Origin of the sequence: Halodesulfurarchaeum sp., from assembly GCF_036626455.1 — an archaeon.
Lineage (GTDB): Archaea > Halobacteriota > Halobacteria > Halobacteriales > Halobacteriaceae > Halodesulfurarchaeum.
Genome location: NZ_JAZKRK010000034.1, coordinates 1 through 19,947, shown reverse-complemented (window position 1 = coordinate 19,947; position 19,947 = coordinate 1). Strand labels below are relative to the sequence as shown.

At 59.1% G+C, this 19,947-nt stretch carries 21 protein-coding genes and 1 pseudogene; 9 read left to right on the top strand and 13 right to left on the bottom strand.

Going from position 1 to position 19,947, the window contains the following annotated elements; translation table 11 throughout:
- From V5A26_RS09535 to V5A26_RS09520, 4 genes and pseudogenes are all read left to right on the top strand, one after another.
- Positions 1 to 1,557 (top strand): annotated as a pseudogene (locus V5A26_RS09535) (DNA topoisomerase VI subunit B); the annotation flags it as partial.
- Positions 1,554 to 2,636, top strand: a complete 1,083-nt coding sequence (locus tag V5A26_RS09530; protein ID WP_332321526.1) for a DNA topoisomerase IV subunit A — start codon at positions 1,554 to 1,556, stop codon at positions 2,634 to 2,636. The pseudogene V5A26_RS09535 and the gene V5A26_RS09530, both read left to right, overlap by 4 nt.
- 79 nt (positions 2,637 to 2,715) lie before the next feature.
- Complete coding sequence (locus V5A26_RS09525) at positions 2,716 to 2,922, top strand: hypothetical protein (protein WP_332321525.1); 207 nt, start codon at positions 2,716 to 2,718, stop codon at positions 2,920 to 2,922.
- 56 nt (positions 2,923 to 2,978) lie between these two features.
- Positions 2,979 to 4,499 (top strand): hypothetical protein, encoded by a 1,521-nt coding sequence (locus V5A26_RS09520; protein ID WP_332321524.1) that lies wholly within the window; start codon positions 2,979 to 2,981, stop codon positions 4,497 to 4,499.
- 18 nt (positions 4,500 to 4,517) lie between these two features.
- Here V5A26_RS09520 and psmB read toward each other — a convergent pair whose 3' ends face one another.
- Both psmB and V5A26_RS09510 read right to left on the bottom strand, forming a co-directional pair.
- Positions 4,518 to 5,252 carry an archaeal proteasome endopeptidase complex subunit beta gene (psmB, locus tag V5A26_RS09515; RefSeq protein ID WP_332321523.1) on the bottom strand — a complete coding sequence of 245 codons (735 nt, stop codon included), beginning with the start codon at positions 5,250 to 5,252 and terminating at the stop codon, positions 4,518 to 4,520.
- Between the two features lie 106 nt (positions 5,253 to 5,358).
- Positions 5,359 to 5,592, bottom strand: coding sequence for a hypothetical protein (locus V5A26_RS09510; RefSeq protein ID WP_332321522.1), 234 nt, complete (start codon positions 5,590 to 5,592; stop codon positions 5,359 to 5,361).
- A 226-nt stretch (positions 5,593 to 5,818) separates the two neighbouring features.
- Between V5A26_RS09510 and V5A26_RS09505 the strand changes: the two genes are divergently transcribed.
- Together V5A26_RS09505 and V5A26_RS09500 are read left to right on the top strand one after the other, a co-directional pair.
- The gene (locus tag V5A26_RS09505) at positions 5,819 to 6,181 is read left to right on the top strand and encodes a DUF555 domain-containing protein (RefSeq protein WP_332321521.1); all 363 of its coding nucleotides are present in this window, start codon (positions 5,819 to 5,821) and stop codon (positions 6,179 to 6,181) included.
- Between the two features lie 59 nt (positions 6,182 to 6,240).
- Entirely contained in the window at positions 6,241 to 6,780 is a 540-nt protein-coding gene (locus V5A26_RS09500; RefSeq protein ID WP_332321520.1) for a CBS domain-containing protein, read from the top strand.
- On the opposite strand, the gene purM is transcribed toward V5A26_RS09500, so the two are convergent.
- Genes purM through V5A26_RS09485 form a run of 3 tightly spaced genes read right to left on the bottom strand, consistent with a single transcriptional unit; the run spans position 6,777 to position 9,709 of the window.
- Positions 6,777 to 7,772: a phosphoribosylformylglycinamidine cyclo-ligase gene (purM, locus tag V5A26_RS09495; protein ID WP_332322357.1), complete on the bottom strand. Its 996-nt coding sequence runs from the start codon at positions 7,770 to 7,772 to the stop codon at positions 6,777 to 6,779. The two genes, V5A26_RS09500 and purM, sit on opposite strands and share 4 nt — an antisense overlap.
- 57 nt (positions 7,773 to 7,829) lie before the next feature.
- On the bottom strand, positions 7,830 to 8,420 hold the full coding sequence (locus V5A26_RS09490) for a metalloprotease (protein WP_332321518.1): 591 nt from the start codon (positions 8,418 to 8,420) through the stop codon (positions 7,830 to 7,832).
- On the bottom strand, positions 8,417 to 9,709 hold the full coding sequence (locus V5A26_RS09485) for a TraB/GumN family protein (protein ID WP_332321517.1): 1,293 nt from the start codon (positions 9,707 to 9,709) through the stop codon (positions 8,417 to 8,419). Before V5A26_RS09485 ends, V5A26_RS09490 begins: the two co-directional genes overlap by 4 nt.
- 140 nt (positions 9,710 to 9,849) lie before the next feature.
- Here V5A26_RS09485 and V5A26_RS09480 point away from each other — a divergent pair, with 140 nt between their 5' ends.
- The 3 genes from V5A26_RS09480 to V5A26_RS09470 all read left to right on the top strand — a co-directional run bounded on the left by V5A26_RS09480 (position 9,850) and on the right by V5A26_RS09470 (position 11,061).
- Entirely contained in the window at positions 9,850 to 10,119 is a 270-nt protein-coding gene (locus tag V5A26_RS09480) for an AbrB/MazE/SpoVT family DNA-binding domain-containing protein (protein WP_332321516.1), read from the top strand.
- Between the two features lie 19 nt (positions 10,120 to 10,138).
- The gene (locus V5A26_RS09475) at positions 10,139 to 10,489 is read left to right on the top strand and encodes a type II toxin-antitoxin system PemK/MazF family toxin (protein WP_332321515.1); all 351 of its coding nucleotides are present in this window, start codon (positions 10,139 to 10,141) and stop codon (positions 10,487 to 10,489) included.
- A gap of 125 nt (positions 10,490 to 10,614) precedes the next feature.
- Positions 10,615 to 11,061 carry an acyl-CoA thioesterase gene (locus V5A26_RS09470; protein ID WP_332322356.1) on the top strand — a complete coding sequence of 149 codons (447 nt, stop codon included), beginning with the start codon at positions 10,615 to 10,617 and terminating at the stop codon, positions 11,059 to 11,061.
- Here V5A26_RS09470 and V5A26_RS09465 read toward each other — a convergent pair whose 3' ends face one another.
- From V5A26_RS09465 to V5A26_RS09430, 8 genes are all read right to left on the bottom strand, one after another.
- Positions 11,062 to 11,361 carry a type II toxin-antitoxin system RelE family toxin gene (locus V5A26_RS09465; protein WP_332321513.1) on the bottom strand — a complete coding sequence of 100 codons (300 nt, stop codon included), beginning with the start codon at positions 11,359 to 11,361 and terminating at the stop codon, positions 11,062 to 11,064. It abuts the gene before it with no gap.
- Positions 11,358 to 11,645 (bottom strand): ribbon-helix-helix protein, CopG family, encoded by a 288-nt coding sequence (locus tag V5A26_RS09460; RefSeq protein WP_332322355.1) that lies wholly within the window; start codon positions 11,643 to 11,645, stop codon positions 11,358 to 11,360. Before V5A26_RS09460 ends, V5A26_RS09465 begins: the two co-directional genes overlap by 4 nt.
- 173 nt (positions 11,646 to 11,818) lie before the next feature.
- Positions 11,819 to 14,272, bottom strand: a complete 2,454-nt coding sequence (locus tag V5A26_RS09455) for an efflux RND transporter permease subunit (RefSeq protein WP_332322354.1) — start codon at positions 14,270 to 14,272, stop codon at positions 11,819 to 11,821.
- A 3-nt stretch (positions 14,273 to 14,275) separates the two neighbouring features.
- Complete coding sequence (locus tag V5A26_RS09450; protein ID WP_332322353.1) at positions 14,276 to 15,802, bottom strand: COG1361 S-layer family protein; 1,527 nt, start codon at positions 15,800 to 15,802, stop codon at positions 14,276 to 14,278.
- 155 nt (positions 15,803 to 15,957) lie between these two features.
- Positions 15,958 to 16,302, bottom strand: coding sequence for a HepT-like ribonuclease domain-containing protein (locus V5A26_RS09445; protein ID WP_332322352.1), 345 nt, complete (start codon positions 16,300 to 16,302; stop codon positions 15,958 to 15,960).
- Positions 16,299 to 16,658: a nucleotidyltransferase family protein gene (locus V5A26_RS09440; RefSeq protein ID WP_332321508.1), complete on the bottom strand. Its 360-nt coding sequence runs from the start codon at positions 16,656 to 16,658 to the stop codon at positions 16,299 to 16,301. Before V5A26_RS09440 ends, V5A26_RS09445 begins: the two co-directional genes overlap by 4 nt.
- Before the next feature lie 203 nt (positions 16,659 to 16,861).
- A complete protein-coding gene (locus tag V5A26_RS09435; RefSeq protein WP_332322351.1) occupies positions 16,862 to 17,794 on the bottom strand; it encodes a DUF368 domain-containing protein in 933 nt (310 codons plus the stop codon).
- Positions 17,794 to 19,947, bottom strand: a 2,154-nt coding sequence (locus V5A26_RS09430) for an oligosaccharyl transferase, archaeosortase A system-associated (protein WP_332322350.1), incomplete at its 5' end; no start/stop codon positions are given. The genes V5A26_RS09430 and V5A26_RS09435, both read right to left, overlap by 1 nt.

Genomic DNA, 19,947 nt, shown 5'->3' with positions numbered 1-19,947 from the left:
CAGAAAACCGCGGATAACATCATTGCGGCGTTCAGGGATCGCGAGTACGGTCGTCAGTTCCGCTGGAACCCACCGCAAGACCACGAGGACACAAACCTCGCCCGGATGGTCGCAGAAGCGGTCACGAACAAAGGCCGAGACCTCGAACGCCGCTTCGGTGATACACTTACCGAGCGGGCCAGGGACGAAGCCCCAGTCAGTTATGCTGAACTGCAGGACCTGGTCAACGACCTCGCAGACGAACTCGCCGAGGAATCGGGTCGGGCCTTTGGTTCGACAGTCCGACACAAGGTCCAAAAAGCGTCGTGGAAGGCACTAACGAACGATCGGCGTGGATCACTCTATCGGACGATTGACACGGTTACGACGAAGCGAAAAGACGACGCAGCGATCGATGCGCTGGCAGAACGGCTCGCCAATCGGATCGCAGACGTCGATCGGGACCAATTCACTCAGGCGGAACTGGCCACGGCTATCGACCGAGCGGCCGATCTCACGGAGGAGATGGACGATGAGACGGTCGGTGAAACCGCTCGCGAGAACATTCTGGATGCACTTTGGGCCGATATGGCAGGCATAGAAACGGATCTCCCCTCACCGAGTGATCTCGCCGACGACCGAGATGGGGCCGGCAACCTGCTCGATGGGATGGCTTCGGTCAACGTGATGGCGCCACCGTCGAGTTGTCTGTCGCCGATTACGGCCGAGCAGGTCGAGGCCGGGCTTCGAAGCGAGTTTGATGCCGAGTTCTTCACGGCGGCGACCCGGGATGCCGACGTTCACAGCGGTGACCCCTTCATCGCGGAAGCAGGGATCGCCTACGGTGGTGAGCTGGAAGACGGGTCCGGAGCGGAACTCATGCGGTTTGCAAACCGGGTTCCCCTGGTCTATCAGCGTGGTGCCTGTGCGATGACGGACGTTGTCAAGGGGATCAACTGGCGAAATTACGGGCTCAGCCAGCCAGGTGGGAGTGGGATTCCACAGGGTCCGGTCGTGATCATGATCTCCGTCGCCTCGACGAATGTGCCGTTCACGAGCGAGTCCAAGGACGCGGTGGCGAATGTTCCTGAGATCGAGGACGAACTCGAACTCGCACTCAGGGAGGCTGCCAGGGACCTCAAGTCCCACCTCAATCGCCGCGAAACGATGCGCAAACGGCGTGAGAAACAGAACGTCATTGCGGATATCCTCCCGACGATGGCCGCGAAGGTCTCGAGTATCACGGAGCGCGAGCCAGTCGACGTCAGCGATTCACTGGCCAGAATCATGAACAACGTGCTTGTCGAGCGCGACCAAGAGAACGGGACCATCCGCTTGCAAGTCGAAAATCACGGCTCGGCGAACGCTGATTTGGAAATCACCGAAATCGTCACTACGGAACCCGAGGAGCCCTCTGATGGATCGGTGGTCGAAATGGATGGGGAGTACTTCCTCACCTGGAAGCCCGTGGTGAAGGGTGGCGGTGAGGCGACACTCGAGTACGAGGTGGATGGGGATGCCGAATTCGACATGCAGGTGTCTGGGGTTGAGGAGACCAAACTCACGGTGGAACAATGAGTGATTCAGAAGCCAGAGCAAAATTAATCGACTTGGCTGCACAGTTCTACGACCAGTTCGAGTTAGGCGAAATTCCACACATGGAGGTCCCGACCCGCTCGAAGTCAAACATCGTTTTCGACGAGGAGTCGCAGGTCTGGGTGTACGGCGACCGGACCAGTTCTCGGAGTACCAACTCGGTTCGGGGCGCTCGGAAACTTCTCAAGGCAGTCTACACGATCGAGTTTCTTGCCGATCAACTGGATCAGGGCCGATCCTCGACGCTGCGGGAACTCTACTACCTCAGCGAGTCCTGGGACGAGGAGGAAGCCCAGTTCACCGACCAGAGTCAGTCCGACAATCTCGTCGAGGACCTTGAGATCGTCTCCGGCGTCAAGCGGGAGGACTTCCACATGCGGCCGGAGGAGTCCGGTGCGACGCTCATGGGCCCGCTCTTCCTTCGCGAGCAGACACGCAGAGGCGACCGGGAAATTCACTGCCAGAAGGACGTCGGCGAGGGCGGTTACCAGATCCCGAACAACCCAGATACGATCGAATTCCTGGATCACGACGCGGATTTCGTCATGGCCGTGGAGACTGGTGGGATGCGAGACCGGCTGATCGAGAACGGCTTCGACGACGAATACAACGCGATTATCGTTCATCTCAAGGGGCAACCCGCACGGGCGACCCGGCGAATCACGAAACGCCTGCATGACGACCTCGGGTTGCCGGTGACGGTCTTTACTGACGGTGACCCCTGGTCCTATCGGATCTACGGTTCGGTCGCCTACGGATCGATCAAGAGTGCGCACCTCTCTGAGTATCTGGCGACCCCGGAAGCGGACTTCGTGGGAATTCGACCTGTCGACATCGTGGAGTACGACTTGCCGACCGATCCGCTGGGCGATTCGGACACGAACGCACTGGAGAGTGAACTGGAGGATCCCCGATTTAGTACGGAGTTCTGGACCGAACAGATCGAACTCCAACTCGACATCGGGAAGAAGGCCGAACAGCAGGCGCTGGCGTCGCGTGGTCTGGACTTCGTGACTGACACGTATCTCCCCGACCGGCTGGACGAGATGGGCGTTATCTGAGCCAGCGCGCCGGGTGGTTGTGAGTAAATCGCGGCTATGTCCCGCACTTCTATGTCATTGGGAGTCTGACGCTTGAAACGTGTCCACATCGACTGTCAGCGTCGTGATTCCGGCCTATCCTCGATACGGCATGCACCTGTGGACGTTTGCTCTGGAGGCCACGGCCAGGGGTGGGACACTTGTTGAAGTTTCGACACCGGCTGCGATTATCGAAAAACCCCGATCGATAGCCTGGGAGCATGTGAGACAATTCGGTCACGTATTGCGATGGCTCTGGGCGGCGTAACTGTCAGATGGCCCGCGGTCGCCGAATATTTGTAGCCCCTGTCCAAATGGGCGGCCATGTCCGACCCTGAACTTGTCACGGCGGTCTCGGATGTCCTGGCCGTCGATGGGGATCACTTTCAGGATCGGGTTCACGAAGACGCGGCGACTATCCTGGAGGAACTCGAGGCTGGTACCTTCGACAATCCACAGGCGATCGTGGGATTGGAATACGAGTTCTACGCCGTGGACGAGTATGGGGGGTTAGCTCGCATTCCCCGCCGCTTGCTCGAATACGTGGGGTTCGAGAAGGAGCTGGGCCTGCATAACGCTGAGATGCAGACGTTTCCTGACCCGCTGAACGATGCTGGCGTCAAAGCCCAGGAATCGAGTGTCGTCTCCCGACTCGAGGCCGCAGCCCGGCCAATGGACGCTGAGGGTCTTCATCTGATCAGTGATGGCATCTGGACGATACCGCCAGCTGGCGAATCCACCCAAGAATATCTCAGGAGCAGTGTCGAGCGCGAAGGGCAGACACTCGCGACAAACATGTCGGATACGGCTCGGTACCACGCAATGGCGAACAGCCAGATCGAGCCGGGAATGGTTATCGACCTCCCACACGCCTCTCTAGAAGCCGAGACGGTCATGCCCGAGAGTCTGATCACCTCGATTCAACCACACTATCAGGTTCCACGGGCCACGGACCTGCCGGAATACTTCAGGTATGCGCTCCGGATTGCAGGTCCACTACTAGCTCTCGGTGTCAACTCGCCGTTTCTCCCACCGGACCTCTATGACGATGTGGACCCGTACGCCGTGCTTGAAGACGGATACGCCGAACATCGGATCGACATCTTCGAATCGATGCTCAATGTCGCCGGTCGGGATGGAAAGGTTCGGTTCCCGGAGGATCTTTCGACTGTTGAGGACGCGATTATGGCCATCGCGGAGGACGACGTCTTGGTACCAATGGGGGTCGAGAACTCCGGTCGATTCGACGATGAGTTCGCCCATTTCCGCATGAAACATGGCACCTTCTGGCGGTGGGTCCGACCAGTCTTCGAGGGGGCGTCACGGACAGAAGCCAACGCTCGAATCGAGTTTCGGCCGATTCCCGCCCAACCGACTGTTCGGGACAGCGTGGGTTTTCAGGCGGCGTTTGCGGGCCTCCTGGAACAGATGCGCCAACACGAACACCCGCTCTATGACTTACCATGGGCGGATGCCCGTGCGAACTTCTATGCGGCTATGGAGGACGGCCTGCGTGCGGATCTCCGGTATATCACTGTCGACGGAACGGAGACCACTGAGAGGGAGACTATCTTCGCCGACGTGCTCAAACAGGCCCAAGCAGGGCTTCGACGCCGAGGACTTACTGGCGAGACCGCAGCCCGGTACCTCTGGCCCTTGCGACGGCGAGTCCGACAAGGGATCACACCGGCGGAGTGGAAGCGTAAACGAGTTCGGGAACACCTCCAGGACGGGGCGGATCTCACTGTGGCCATCTCGGAGATGCAGGAACACTACTTCGAATTGCAGAAACGGACGCTTCTGGACGGGAGTTTTACCGAGTGGTTCGAAACGAAGCGGCCGTGAACAAGGTCGTGAGTACGATCAGAGTAAGTCGTCGATATCCTGGTGACCGACGATTTCCACGTTGTCCCGGGTGACTCGTGTCAGGTGGATTCCGTTCCCACTTGCAGTATCTCGCTCCGTCGCGGAGTCGACCGCACGAGCGGCGATCGTCTCGGCCTCGTCCATTGTCAGATCGTCGCCGTATTCCTGCTCGAGAACGCCAAGTGCGTAGGGCATCCCACTTCCCTGGGCGGAGTACTCGTCGGCGAGGGAACTGCCAGTCGGGTCGAGACTATAGACATGTGCGCCCTCATCGTCCATACCGGCGAGCAACGGGACGACCATGAAGAACGGGCCGCCACGAAGCAGATTACTGGCCATCGTCGAGAGGGCGTTGATCGACATGTATTCGCCACGGCGAGCCTCGTAAAGACTGGCCTCTGCGCGAAGCGAGCGGATATAGGACTGTGCGCCGCCGACTGACCCGGACATCGAGAGGGCTGCGTTTTCCTGAATCTCTTCGACTTTCTGCACGTCCTTGTTCGAGACGACACGCCCACCGAGACTGGCTCGCATGTCCGAGCCCATGACGACACCGTCGGGGGTCGTGATTCCGACGATGGTCGTCCCGGTTTTCGTCACGTTGTCGAGATCGCCGTCACTCACGTTGCTTTCAGGGAGCGGACCGAGCTGGGGTTCGTACGGGTCTCCGACGTCGAGATTCGGCGTTTCGGCTCCGGGTGCGGTTGGAACCGACTCCTGGGGGTCAAACATTACCACTTCATATCCCCGGGCGACAGATAAATGCACTCTTTCGGGCGATCCCGCATGGGATCTGCCTACAGGGGTTTGAAAGTCGACCGGAGCGCCTTTGGTCGAATTAGTTTGCCTGGGCTTCGTAGGCTGCTTCCGTCCGTTCGATCAGTTTGTGAACTGGCAGGGTGATTCCGAACGTGCGGGCCAGCAAGGCGACTGGCAGCAGTCCGATACCGACAGCGAGGGACAATTGGTAGACGGTCAGCGTCACGAGTTTGGCGACCCGGTCGATCATCAACGTAGCAAGTGTGTCCTTGTCGGTAGTATATAACCTTTCCGTCAGACAGGGGTCACCCATCCCGGCGCCTTCTACGGGTTCAAGTAGACTTGTACAATTTCAACACAGCTGCGCTGAATCGAGCACAATTGGATAGCCCCAGTGGACTTCATTCGAAAACCGCTGATAACGTATGCGGAAGTTCTACCGAAGGAGCGCGGAACTCTCAGGCGGTTCTGGTCAGACTGAACCGTCGAACCCATCCGGAAACCGCAAATCACGTTTTACTGCGTCTCATTTACTCGATATGGCAAATTTCGTGGTCGCGATGGAAGCGGCCTGGTTGGTACGAGACGTTGACAACTCGGATGACGCGATCGGCGTGGCAGTCAGCGAGGCCGGAAAACGCCTCAATGAAGCCGATCTCGACTACGTTGAAGTGCAGCCGGGAATCACTACCTGTCCAGCGTGTGGTGAACCACTCGACGCTGCCTTCTTGGCCGCTGAAACGGCTCTCGTGGGGTTGGAACTCGAGATGACCGTCTTCAACGCCGAAAGCGAGGAACACGCGTCCCGAATTGCAAAAAGCGAGATCGGTGGGGCCCTGCGAGACGTCCCGCTTTCGGTCATCGAGATCGTCGAAGAAGCGGACGAGGAAACAGAGCAATAACCAACTCAGCAGTCATCCCACACCGAACCTTTAATAATAACTCTCGGTTATTTGCAGATATGCATCTCCCCACGCCCCAGGACCTGCGGGAACGCCGCACGGAACTGGAGTTGACCCAGCGGGAATTGGCCGACCGCGCTGATGTTTCTCAACCCCTCATCGCCAGGATCGAAGGTGGTGACGTTGACCCGCGGCTCTCGACACTTCGAGGCATCGTCGAAGCCCTCGAGGCGGCCGAAAGCGAGGTCATTCACGCCGAGAACCTGATGCACGAAACGGTCGTGAGCGTGAGCCCGGACGATCCGGTTTCCCGTGCCGTCGAGCGCATGCAGGAAGCGGGGTATTCACAACTACCGGTCATCGAAAAGGGAGTTCCAGTCGGCTCGATCAGTGATTCGGATGTCATCCACGCCGGCGAGGAAGTCGGGGAGAAACCGGTTCGAGAGATCATGAGCGAGAGTTTTCCCACCGTCTCCCCGGACACGGTCCTTTCGGAGATTCGAAGCCTCCTCGAATATTACAAAGCGGTGATGGTTACCAAGGACGGGACGACTGTTGGAATCATCACGCAGGCCGATGTGGCCGCTCGGGTCAGTTAAACGGACTCCTCTTCCGACTCGAATTCGATTCCACGGATCTCTACTGCCGCTCCGTCACTGACCTGCCCAATAACTGATCCGTCTGTTTCGTCCACTAGTGCCGCAGCATCAGCAGCATCGACTGCGACGACGAACCCGCTTCCCATGTTGAATGTGCGATGCATCTCCCGATCGGAAACGTCTCCTTCGGATTGAATGAACTCGAAGATCGGTTGGACCGGGTGTGGATCCGTGATTTCGTACTCGAACTCGCCCATTCGGAAGAGGTTCGTCCACCCGCCGCCGGTGACGTGAGCGGCGGCATGGACGTCATAGGCGTGAAGCGCATCGAGGAGATAGGTGTAGATCCGGGTCGGTTCGAGGAGTGCGGCGCCAATCGAGCGGTCCGAATCGGGAAGCGGGTCGTCGTAGCTGTGGTCGGCTGTCACCGCTTTCCGGGCCAGGGTGAGTCCGTTTGAATGAACTCCACTGGAGGGGATTCCAACGAGCACGTCTCCAGCCTCAGCCTCACCTTGGAGCAACTGGTCTTCCGTGGCTAACCCCGCTGCCGCGCCAGCGAGGTCAAAGCCCGTAACGACCTCTGGCAAAACGGCAGTCTCGCCGCCAACCAGACTGACGCCGGCTTGGCTTGCGCCTTCGGTCAACCCCTCTCCGATTGCTGCGCTCATCGTCTCTTCAGGCTCATCGACGGCCAGATAATCGACGAACGCGATTGGGGTGACGCCGGCAGCGACGAGGTCATTGACGTTCATCGCGATGCAATCGATGCCGATCGTGGAATAGTCCTCGACGGCCTCGGCAACCAGGAGTTTCGTCCCGACACCATCGGTCGTCATCGCGAGGTACCGGTCCCCGATGTCGATCAGGCCGGCATACGCGGTGGTGTCCTCGATATCCCCCATCGCCCCGACCAGTGCGCCGACAGCGGCCTCGCTCTCCTCGATGTCGACGCCTGCGTCGGCATACGTCAGTCCGTCCTCATCCTCGGTCATGCAGTCATCGGGGTGGGGATGAGCGAAAAGGGCTCCGGTCCGGTCGAATTGATGAAATCAGAGTCCGAACAGCACCCAAACCGTCAACAACACACTTGGCACGAAGGTTGCCACGTAGACCGGGACGCTCCAATCCTTGACGGTCGCCCCATCGAGGGCCCCGATCGGCAGGAGGTTGAACGCGGCGAGGAAGAGATTGATCGTCACGCCGCGACTCCCGAGCAGGGGTGCAATCAGGATTACCGGGACGAACAGAGCAGCTAATCCCAGGTTCGTCACTGGCCCGGCCAGCGCAATCAGGCCATGCTGACGGTCAGTCAATCGGCCGCGATGGTAAACCGCGCCCGGTGCCGCAAAGACCAGCCCAGCCAGCCCTCCTGCGATGGCGAACAGCAACATCTTGTAATCGGCCTTGAAGCGGGCGTATTGGCCGAAGCGAACGGCCACGACTTTGTGTGCGAGTTCGTGAAGCAGGAATCCCACACCGACTGTGAGCAGGTTCAGGACCATCGCCGAAACAAAGGCCGGACTCAACAGGAAATCGCCGATTCCCATTGGGGTTACCCGCTCGAAGAAAAACGCAAAAGCGAGTCCCAGGGCCAGCCATGCGACGAGGAGGTCTTTGAGCTCCGCTCCGCTCAGGTTCATAGCAGCACTTGGATGATGAGGTCAGCGCCGTTTGCAGCGCCATCGATCATCGCATTTGAGATGGCTGAGACGCTCTCAAACTCCTCGCCCATGTGGGGGAGAACGAGGAACGGAAAGAGCACCGAGGCGATCATGCTGCCGATGTTCGTCACCGCGACGATGACGATGAGCCTGAAGAGGCCCACATCGAGCATGTTCGAGACGAGATCGCGAATCGGCGACTCCTCGTCATCGAGCAAATCGTTCAGGCGGCCGATGTCGCTCACGTTGATCTTCGTATGCTGCAATTCGATGTAGCCCGCGAACCAACCGGGTGCAAGCAATGGGTTGATGCTCGTGAGCCAGGCGACCATCCCGCCAACCCCGGCAGAGGTCCAGTGGGCTCCAGCGAGTTTGGCGAGCGTGAAGGCGAAGATACCATTAAAGAGGAACCACGCGAAAAAGACCGCGAGCAGCGTTGGCTGGGAGACTCCGGAGAGGGCGAGGAGGACGAAAAAGAGCAGAAACCCGAAAGTGAGGAGATACCCCACGGCCTTCCCAATCGAGAACCGGCTGGTTTTCTCGCCCTGGAGCGTTTCCATCGCAGGGAGGCTTTTTGGGTGTTCGAGGTATGTGAGGATCCCATCCTTGTGTCCTGCACCGACGACTGCGACAACGTCGGCCCCGGCCTGTTGCAATTGGTGGAGATTGTGCGCGATATAGGCGTCCCGTTCATCGATCAGTGTCTCGGCCGCGGTGGGGCTGAACTGGCGGAATTCCTCCATCATCGCCGAAACAACGTCGGTGTCGGTCAACTCATCGAGGTCGATTTCCTCGTCGCTCCCACCGAAGCCCATGATGGCCAGGGTCAACTCCCAGAGCAAGCTGAGTTTCTCCCGCAGGCCGATGCCGGCCCAGAACCGCTGGATCGTGACCTGGATGTCCCGGTCGACGAGTGCGACGCCGGCGCCGATGTCTTCTGCGGTCTCGGTTCCAGCCCGCATGTCCGCACCAGGTTCCACGTCAAATCGGTCGCCGAGGCGTTTCTGGACGTAGGAGAGTAGCCAGTAGGCCAAAAACTGGTAGGCTGCGCTGCCCCGGAGCAACTCCTTTGGATCGATATCGTCCGGGTCCTCGCCCTGCATCTGGCGGTAGCGGTTCTCGTCGAGTTCCACCGCCACGACATCCGGCTGTTCCTCTTCTATGGTCGACCGAACCTCTTCGGCGCTCTCTTCGGACACGTGGGCCGTTCCGACGACACGGACGGACCCCTCGCCGTCGCCCTGCAGTTCAGTGGGGTCCGCACTCATTGATGAAAGGGATGGCATGGGGGCATAAATGCGTGACGAGGCCCATCCGCAACACCAATTGAGATTTCTCACAATGACTTTTTCCAGTTGGAAGGAGGCCGACCGTCAATGCTATAGGTATGAAAAAAGTATGAATTTGTATGGCTGAGTACACGCGGAAAGTTGGTGATCGGGGCCAGATTACTATTCCCAAGGAGCTACGAGAGCGGTACGGTATCGAGGGTGGGGATGATGTCGGGTTCGTCGAAGTCGGCGAAGAAATTCGCATTACACCACCCTCTAACAAGGAACGTATGGCGCAAGGATATCGGAGGCATGCTGACCGTTCGAAGGAACTTGCCGAGGAAATGGGGTCGACATCGAGTGAAGCGGGACGATCTCTTGGGGACGCCCCCCGCTGGTCCGAATAATGTTCTCGGGTGATGATTTGTGAACATCAATCGCGGTGACATCGTAATTGTAGAACTAAACCCGACAGAAGGAAGCGAACAGCAGGGAGTACATCGACCCTGTGTCGTGATTCAGAATGACGTCGGAAACGAATTTTCACCAACCACGATTGTGGCACCGTTCACGAAACAATACGATTCGGATGACATCTATCCATTTGAAGTGCAGGTCTTGGCTGCGGAAACCCCGCTTAAAAATGATTCAGTTGCAGATTTGAGCCAGATTCGGGTTGTCGATATCGACAGCCGAGTCAATCGAGTCATTGGAAGCCTTTCAGCCTCGAAGATGACACAAATCGATCGGGCAATCGAAAACAGTCTTGGGCTGTAGAGTACGATTTCTCGGCGCCACACTTTTTCGGAAACCATTTCTGGGCAATCATTTTCTTCGCGTGCCAATGGACTGGCAACGCGTTAGTCGACACACTCAACTCTGCGCCCCGAAAACGGAGTTTCATGCCCGATTTGCTCTCGACCCGCATCACCAATCGCTGGGTGGTTCGGTCCAGTGACGCGAATCACCTCGGCACGGCCCACGGTGGTTCAATCGTGAAGTGGATGGACGAAGTCGGTGGGATGTCTGCGGTCACGTTTGCGGGAAAGTGGTGTGTCACCGCCCACATGGGAAGCGTGGATTTCAATCGGCCGATTCACACTGATGATACGGTCCACGTGGAGGCGTATGTCTACGAGGCGGGTGAAACTTCTGTTCGGGTGCACGTCAACGCCTCACGGGAGGACTTGCGCACTGGCGAACTCGAACCCGCGAGTGAAGCACATATTGTCTACGTTGCTGTTGACGAGGACCACGATCCGTCGCTTGTCCCCACGCTCACGGTCGACACGGCGGAGGGCGAACGACTTCGAGAGGCGGCTCTGAAGGGCGACCCGGATCGGGAATAGCTATTTCTCGTCACGCCACGATCCCCACACTTCCCTGTACTTGCCGAGTTCTCGATATTCCTTCTTTCGCACGAACACGTCGATCGCGTAGACCGTTTCCCGATCCTTGTCCCAGTCAACCAGAACGCGAAAATCTCCGACTCGAAGCTTGTATCCTGGGTGATTTTTCAGTCGGTCGAGGAAATGCCCCGGAAAGTCCTCGATGGTCTCGAGTTTGTCGAGGATCCGCTCTGCATCTTCTTTCTCGAACTGTTCGAGCGTCGAAACGAAGGTTTCCGTGAGGACGATTTCGACTGTCACTCCTCGGCCCTTTCATCGGTTTCCGCGAGTCCGAGTCGGTCACGTGCCTCGGAAACCGACATCGTCCGTCCGGAGGCAACGTCTGCATACCCCGCCGAAACTCCCTCCTTTGCGCCGGGCGTCAAAATTGGCTCAGTCGTGTCACGCAATACTTCGCGGATGAACTCCGATCTATTGGGGTAATTCAGTTCTTCGGATAACTCGTCGAGTTCCTCGAGCAGACGGGCTGGGACTTTGACGTTCAGTTTTACCATTTGATCCTCTTCGTCCCCGTCTGTGCTCATATGCCGTGGTACGGAGGTGGTACTGAAAGGACTAACGGGCGAATGGAACGTGTCGTCTGTGTCTGGAATCAAGACGCCATCGCCACAAATCTCTAGTCAGTATTCGCATTTTCGACGGTAAATCCAAATAGTGGGATGTGTATTTGGACTGTTAAGCCTACTCGTTCTGCCCCTCACGGTAACGCGAATCCACCCAATCGACTCCAGACGACGACTGCCGATGGGGTCACCAGCACGGCTGTGAGATACGAATAGAAGATGGCGATCGCCATGATCGTCCCGAACTGCCCGAGGATGGGGGTGATCGCGAACACGAGGACTCCCACACCGGCCGCGGTGGTGAGCATGCTGCCCGTCAGTGCGCCACCCGTTCCGAGGACGGTCTCTTCGAGGGCCGCGTCGATGTTCGATCCGTCGTACTCGTCGACGAACCGATGGGTCATGTGCGCGGAGTAGTCCGTTCCCAGGCCGATCGCGATCGCCAGGACCGTGGCGGTCAACGCGTTGAAGGGGATATTGATCGCCCGCATCGTGCCCATGATGAGCGTGAGCGTGACCACGATCGGGATGAGATTGACGATACCCAGCGTTCCGCTCCCTTCGAGCAAGCGGTAGATGAAGACGAGGAAGATCGCTGATCCGATCAGGGCAAAGAGCAGACTCGTCGCCGCGGAGTCGAAGATGATGTCCGAAACGTCCTGGAAGACGACGGTTTGTCCGGTCGCGGTGGCAGGCAGGCGATACCGGTCGGCGAGGACTTTTGCATCAGCCGCGGCCTCGGACTGGGTGGCCTCGCTGTCGATGTCGTAGACGACTTTGGCGCTGCGGTAATCGTCGGTCAGATAGGTGCTGGCCTGGCCCGCGTAGGGCGATTCGAAGAGCCGGTCGTAGATCGCCTCCAGATTGTCGTCGGGAATGCCGTCATCATTCACATCGTTGCGGGCCACGAGGGCGTCGAATTCCGGATCCTCCTCGCGGTAGGTTTCGATGACGCCGATGACACTCGAGGACTGGGCGATGCGGTCTTCCTCGACGAACGAGCCGGGTGGGTCGGTGCCCGCCCGCTGGATCGATTGGAGGGCATAATCAGCCCGTAATTGGCCGGTGACGTACATCGTGATCGAACTCTGGGCGTCAGTCGCGAAGGTGTCCTCGAGGAAATTTAGGGTCGAGGTAACCGTGTATTCGTTGGGAGCGAAGGGTTCCGGGAGGTCATCAAGGTAGTCTGGGGTATCCTCCGGGGGGAGGAAGTCGTCCTGTGAGAAACTCGTCGAGACGCCAGCGCCGTAGCCCGCAGCGAGGACCGACACGATGAGGATCACCACGAGGAAGATTCGAGGCGCCTTTTTCGCCACCAGCACGCCGCCGGACAGGGACTGACCGATGATTGACCCCTCTTGGCCGATCGGGTTACTGCCCCAATGGGGGATGGCGTATTTCTCCCGGTATTGGTCGAAGAGGACCTTGGCTGCTGGCAGGAAGATTCCGAAAATGAAGAACGTGAAGAGGATGCCGACTGCCGCAATGAGGCCGAAGTCACGGATCGGGGGGAGGGAACTCGTGCCGTTCGCGGAGAAGCCGATAACCGTCGTGCCGGTGACGATGAAGAAGGCGACGAGCAACTGGTCGACCGTTTTCCCCATCGACTGAATGATGTCTGTCCCTTGCACCCGTTCCTCGCGATAGCGATTGATGGAGTGGATGCCGAAGTCGATCCCGACCGCGAGCAGCAGGGGCGGGACCGCCGTCAACATCTGGGTGAAGGGGATATTCGCGAGGCCCATGAAGCCCATCGTCCAGATGACGGCCATCATGAGCGAGGAGATCCCGAGGAAGAGGTCGAGCGGGTCCCGGTAGGCATACATCAGAAAGATGACGATGAGCAGTATCGCGGCCGGGAGGACGATGATGAGTGAATCGAAAATCACGTTCGCGAACTCCTCGGAGATGATTCCCGTGCCAAAGACCTGGAAATCGGCGGTGCCCGAATTCATGACCCGCTCCGTTTCAGTCTGAATCGACTGGAGCGGACTTGTTCCACTGGTGCCCACGCCGCCCGAGAGTCCGGTCGGGATTTCGTGGGTAATGACGGTGATCGTCGCACTCGCGGAGGCGGATTCTCGATTGAAATCGCGGCTCAACGATCCGGTAAACCCAGGTGCTCCAGCCGCCCGCTTGACTGCAGCGTCGATCTCTTTCGGCGTCGCCCGCTCTATCGTCCGGATCTGCGCCTCGAGGGTGGTAGCTGTCGGATCGATGTTCCGGGCGACCTGCTGGGCGGAACTCCGTGTGGCTGTCACCCGAAGACTGGGCCGGTCCGTGACCCGCTCTTGGGCCCGTAACATCCTGAGCATCGCGGATTTGGACAGGACGTTCTGTTCGGTCTGGATGACCTGTGTCGAGCCAGAATCGGCTGCGAATGGCTGTCCGAACTCGCGTTCGACGTCTTTGAGGGCCTGCTCGGAGTCCGTGCCCTCGGAGAACTGGCTGGTCCCCGTTTCGGTCGTGATGTTGCCCATGCCCGTGGCCATCACGAGGGTCACGATGAGGAACGCAGCCACGACTCGTCGCGGGTGGTCCGCGATGAGTTTCGAGACGCGTTCGACGAGTGCCTCGTGATCGACCATCGATTACCGTCTGCTGTAGAGGACGGCTCCGATGATGACGAGCAGGACGGCGATGACGCCCCCGAGCAGGTATGGCGATGGGCCACTGGACTCGGGTTCAGTCACGTCGATCGGGACCTGGTAGGTCTTCGAGAGTTTGCTATCCCCGTTCGAGTCGTACTGGAAGTCGAGTGAGAGCGGGTAGGTCTTCACGTTGGCTGTGCCCGCCGCAGCGACGCCGAAGGTGATTTCGTCCGTTTCACCTGGGTCGAGGGATTCGATGTACGCCTCGTCGTCACCACTGGAAAGGGGGTCGTTGGTGAAGATTTTCGCGTTGACGTCCGTGACGGGCGAATCCCCGTTGTTGGTGACTTCGACGGTGATGGTGTCACTCGAACCCGCTCTGACGGTGACGTTTACCGGGGTTACGTCGAAGCGGTCACGGTCCGGCTCGATGTCGGCCTGGACGTTCAACGGATCGGAGACTCGATCGTCTCCCTCGCTGTCTTCATAGGAGACCGAGAACGAGAACTGCTGTGGGGTTGCTTCTGCACTCTCGGAAATCTCGATCGGAAAGCTGACAGCTGTCGATTCGCCGGTGTCCATCGCTCCGATCGCGTACTCGTTGGCGAGTGGGTGGATGTTCGTCCCGGTGGACGTGAGTTCTACGACCGTATCAGTCACCGCCGCCCCGTCGTTTGTTAGTGTCATCGAAAGCGTTCCTTCCTCGCCGACACGGAGGGAGTGCGTGCTATCACTGAGCGAGAACTGGTCGATTTCGGGTTGGACGGTGACTCCAGCCGTCAGCGGCATCGACGTCTGGGCGTAGCCGTCCGTATCCTGGTAGTTCACTGACGTGGCGATTGAGTAGGTCCCGGCATCAGCTGTGTCCGGGGCTCGTGCGTCGACCGTGATTTCTTTTTGTTTATCTGCTTGCCACTCGCCCACATAGGCGACGGTACTCGGACTCGATCCGAAGACCACGTTATCCGTCTCGGATTGGAGGGAAACGGTGGCGTCCGTGGCATTTTCTGTCCCGTTGTTCTCCAGGGTCATCGTGACTGACCCCGTCTCTCCGACGGTCAGGTCCGCTTCGACGTTGCGGACACTGAACATGGCTCGGTCCTCGACCCGAACCTCGGCGGAGACGGTCGTCGACTCCTCTTCGTCCTCATCGTAGACGTACTCGAGTTGGATCGGGATGTGGTAGGTCCCCGGATCGATGTTCTGCGGGACGCGGATGGTGAACTGGTCGGTTTTCACTTGCTCGTCAGCGAGCGTGCCAAGGCGATGGGTGCCAGAGCGGACCGCAAATGGTGTGTCACCCTCCTTCATCGTCACTTCGACGTCTGTGGCCGTCTCGACTTCGTCATCGATGTCCTCGGCCGTATTGGTGAACTCGACTGCCACCTGGGTGGTCTGTCCGGGCGAGACCGTCGGTTCGGGGACTTCGGTTTCGAACCGGGGGTCTTCAGCGGCCAGTACCACGGTCGGGGCGAGCAGCGTGCCGACGACGAGAAGGGCTGTGACGAGGAGTATGGGTCGTTTCATGGATGTGAGAAATGGATTGGGCGGTCTGTCGGATGCTACATACTGAATATACAGTCAGCCATATATGGATGTGGGTTTTGCCCGACATTCGCCGGGTTTCTTGGACGCTTTGCGTAACCGGCTTTTCTCTGGATTCGGGGAGCAACGCCGCTGTATTATTTCCTCTCGAGATCGTCCCGGATGGATTCTATCTGTCGTTTTACTTCTGGAATCTCTTCTTCGACAGTTTTCCAGACAATAGCCAACTCAACGGTCGAGTACCCGTGGATCAACTTGTCCCGCATTCCCGCCATCTCCGCCCACGGCACCGCTTTGTATTCGTCTCGAACCTCTGCTGGAACGTTCTTTGCAGCCTCGCCTATTACCTCGAAATTTCGGAGGACGGCGTCGACGCGTAGTTCGTCATCGACAAAGTCCTCATAATCCAGATTTGCCGTGTACTGCTCGATTTTCCGCGCGGCCTCATCGATGTCCGTGATATAATCGAGGGCGGCGTTCATACGTAAACGACGTCTTTCTCGACCTGTGACCGAATCTGTGGCCGGAGTGACTCGCGAGTAACGAGATCGACGTCCGTGCCGAGATGACGTGACAGTTCGTTTTCCAGACGGACGAGTTCGAAAAGTGTCACCGGTCGGTCGAACGTAACCAGGATATCCAGATCACTCTCGGGACCCTGTTCGTCGCGGGCGTACGAGCCGAAGAGGCCGAGCTCTCGAATCGGATACGTTGCCTCGAGATCTGATTTGAGCGAGGTGAGCTCCTCTCGAATCGCTTCGGCGTCTCTCATGAATACCTGTTCGTGTGTGGCCAGTAATTGCTTTGCGGTGGTGACCGGGAACGTTGCTGATGGCATTCTCCGTCATGGGTGCTCCATCACAAAGATCCGATGCACGCTGCAAATTCATCGGGGAACGACCTGGTGAAAGCATTTTCCTCGAACGGATTTTCGTCCCGTCGCGCTGAAGGGACACACGTCAAACGACGGTAGGAACATCCGGAAACGGGTGACATCCGAATTGTGACGGTGCCGTGGACCTGATACGGGTCTTGTTTCAGTTAGTACGTGATTTCCTCGGTGAACGCATCAAGTCCGAGTACAGCAATGGCACCAAGAATCCCCCACGCGAGCAAAACCACAGTTACGACTGGGGTCCACTCTGGCGTGGCTTCCATCACCCGGTCAGCGGGGGCCCGAAGCGCACCGACCATGAGTGCCACCAGGAACGTCATCGTTTGCAGGCGGTGGTTTGCCAGGGCCCAGGCCACGATCCGAGCGAAGGAGAGAATGCCGATGAGTGCTCCAATCGTGAAGATGGCGAGGCTGAGAAACGGTGCGATAGCTGCATCGAGGGTGAGGGCAAAGACTGCCTGCGTGAGGTCATGGACTGCGGTGATGATGGTCTCGTACTGCCCGAGTGTGAGAAGGATGAGCGAGCCGGAGATTCCCGGGAGGACCATCGCGGAGATGCCGATCATGCCGGCGAAAAAGAGGATGAGCGGGCTCGAGCCGATGCCGCCGTTGGAGAGGCCACTGACGTAAAACGCCAGGACGAACCCGGTCACTGCAGCCGCCCAGCCGGCTGCGGACCCGAGGCTGAGTTCGCCGCGAAGGACGATGACCGAGGCGACGATCAACCCGAAGAAAAAGGCGTAGGTTGGGCCCGCGTGAGCGCCCACGGCCCATTCGATGACGTTGGCTGCAGTGAGCGCGGCAGAGACAACCCCAACTGCCAGGACGATCAAGAACGGGAGGTCCATGCCGCTGGCACTTCGCAGGGCTGACTTGCGAGCGGCTGGGTCATGCGGTCTGAGTAGGTTTTTGAGGAGTGCTACGCTGTCTTCGAGGTTGAGTGCAGCAATGGCCCCGACCAGTCGGTCGTAGATGCCTGCGATGAGTGCGATGGTGCCGCCAGAGACTCCAGGGACGGCGTCTGCCGCTCCCATCGCGAAGCCCTTGAGATAGACTTTGAGCCAGTCGAGGAGGGCCATTACTCGGCTGCTCGGGCAGTGGCGGTGTCCACGATCAGGTCCCCACCGGAGATTGCTTCGAGGGTGTCGCTTGTCCCGTCAGTCGACTCGGTGGTGTTGGTGGTCGTGTCGTTGGTGGTGTCAGTGGTGTTGGTGGTATTCGTTTGGTTCCCGTCGACCGTCTCGTTCGTGTCCTGCTCACCCAACGAGCCGAGCAGCTGCTCCTCGAGAGTCACGGCGATGGCGCCTTTGTCCTCACCGATGACAGCCCCTTCGGGAACGTGGGCAGAGGCGTTATGCTGCGTGATATTCATCGTGGTCTGGTTGAAGTTCGTCGGGGTGCTGAACTCGTAGGGGCCTGTGGCCTGGACAGAGACGTTGGTGTAGCCCTCCGCTGGTCCCCATTCGTCGTAGTCGCTGGAGGCGTAGGGCAGGGTCATCTCGAAGCTGCCGTCTTCGCCTGTCTCTGCGTGCTGGGTGTAGGTGAACGAGCCGTCACCGATGGTCGCAGTGGTATTCAGTTCGACCGTGGCGGTGACGGTGGTGTTTGCCGGACCCTCACCCTGGATCGTGGCGCCCGGAACGCGCTCGAAGAGTTTGACGTGGGTCGGGAGTTCGCCCTCGCGGAACTCCAGGTTCGCGAGCGTTCTTCGTGGGGCGTTTGACTCCCCGGAGAGCTTGACGAGGCGGTAGTGCTCCAGGGCTTCGACGTCCTGGCGGGGGAAGTCGGCCACGCTGCCGACGAAGGCGTTGGTGTTGTTGTTCGCGTACTCGCGGGCCGCTTCGGACGACCGGAACTGCCGCGTGGTGTTGAAGGTCGGGACTGCCCCTTCGTATTGCTCGTACTCGCGGGTCTCGATCTCGACGACCGTGTCCGCGGTGACCGCACTCCCGTGGAAGTGGTAGAGCCGGACCATCTGGCTCTCGTAGTAGCGCTGGGTCTTGAGCGTCGTGATCGGTGGCTGGTAGCCCTGCTGCATGTAGGCCCCCGCATTGGGCCCGAGAATGCGGCCGTCGGTCATGTTGCTGTAGGAGAGCGAGTCGTTGGCGTCGTAGAAGACGGTGGGCGCGCTGAACTTGGCCTGGGTGTCGACCATCTTGTAGTCGACCGCGACGTAGCGGGTTTCGGCGTCATCCTCGTCAGTGGCTTCCAGTGCTTCAGCGGCGCTTGCTTCGTCAGGTGCGAGGAGGTAATTCGCGGCTTCGGTGGCGTGTTGCTGGAACGGGTTGGCGTTCGGGATGCGTTCGCCAAGCACCGTGATCCAGTGGCCGTAGTCCCACCAGCTCATGACGCCGTAACTGCCCTCGGGGTAGTCGTAATCGCTCGCTTCTGGGACGCCATAGGTGCCGAAGTATTCGAGTTGGTCCGCATTGCCAGCCCCGGCGTAGTTGCCTTCCTCGGGCGTGTTATCGCTCATCCAGTTCAGGGTTCCCTCCCATTCGGTGACGGAGCCAGGTCCGGCCCGGTCACCGGTTTCCATGGCGGTTTGCATGGGGATTTGTTGGCCGTCCTGGTTCGCGAAGCTGATCGGCGCGATCATGGGTGCGAAGAGGAGCAGGACGACAGTGGCGATGATCATCACGTGACTCCAGTCTAGTGCATTTGGAGTGAGGGTTTCAAGCCTGATGCCGGCGACGGCGACGATCCGGCCGACGAGGTAGGCGGCCAGGATGGAGACCGGAACGACGAGGTAGTAATTGAAGCGGATCTGGGTCAGTGCCGCGGAGAGCATGAACGCGGACCAGACGACCAGGAGGATGTGTTCGGTCGGGTACTCGCCATAGACCAGTGCGGCAGCGATGGCCAGTGAGATGAACACGAGGCCGGTCAGGTCAGCCGGGAAGCCCACGATTCCGCCGATTGCACCGGGCAATGCCGGGAAGCTGACGAAGAGCGCGGCGATGAGGAGGATCGCAGCAGCCAGGCCGATCCGGCGGTTGTCCGAGCTGAGCAGGTGCGGTCGGAGCGTCATCCAGAGGGCGCCGACGAGGGCGACGTAGAACGCGGCGCCGTACTCGTAGAAGAAGGCCTTCCAGGCGCCCAGGCCGAGTTGATTGCCACGGGATTCGATGAAGGGCTGGGCTTCGGAAATTGTTGCGGCGCCTGAGCCCGTTTGGAGACCGACGATTCCGAGGAGCTGGTTCACGATCCCGCCTACAAGGTCCGGTAGGAC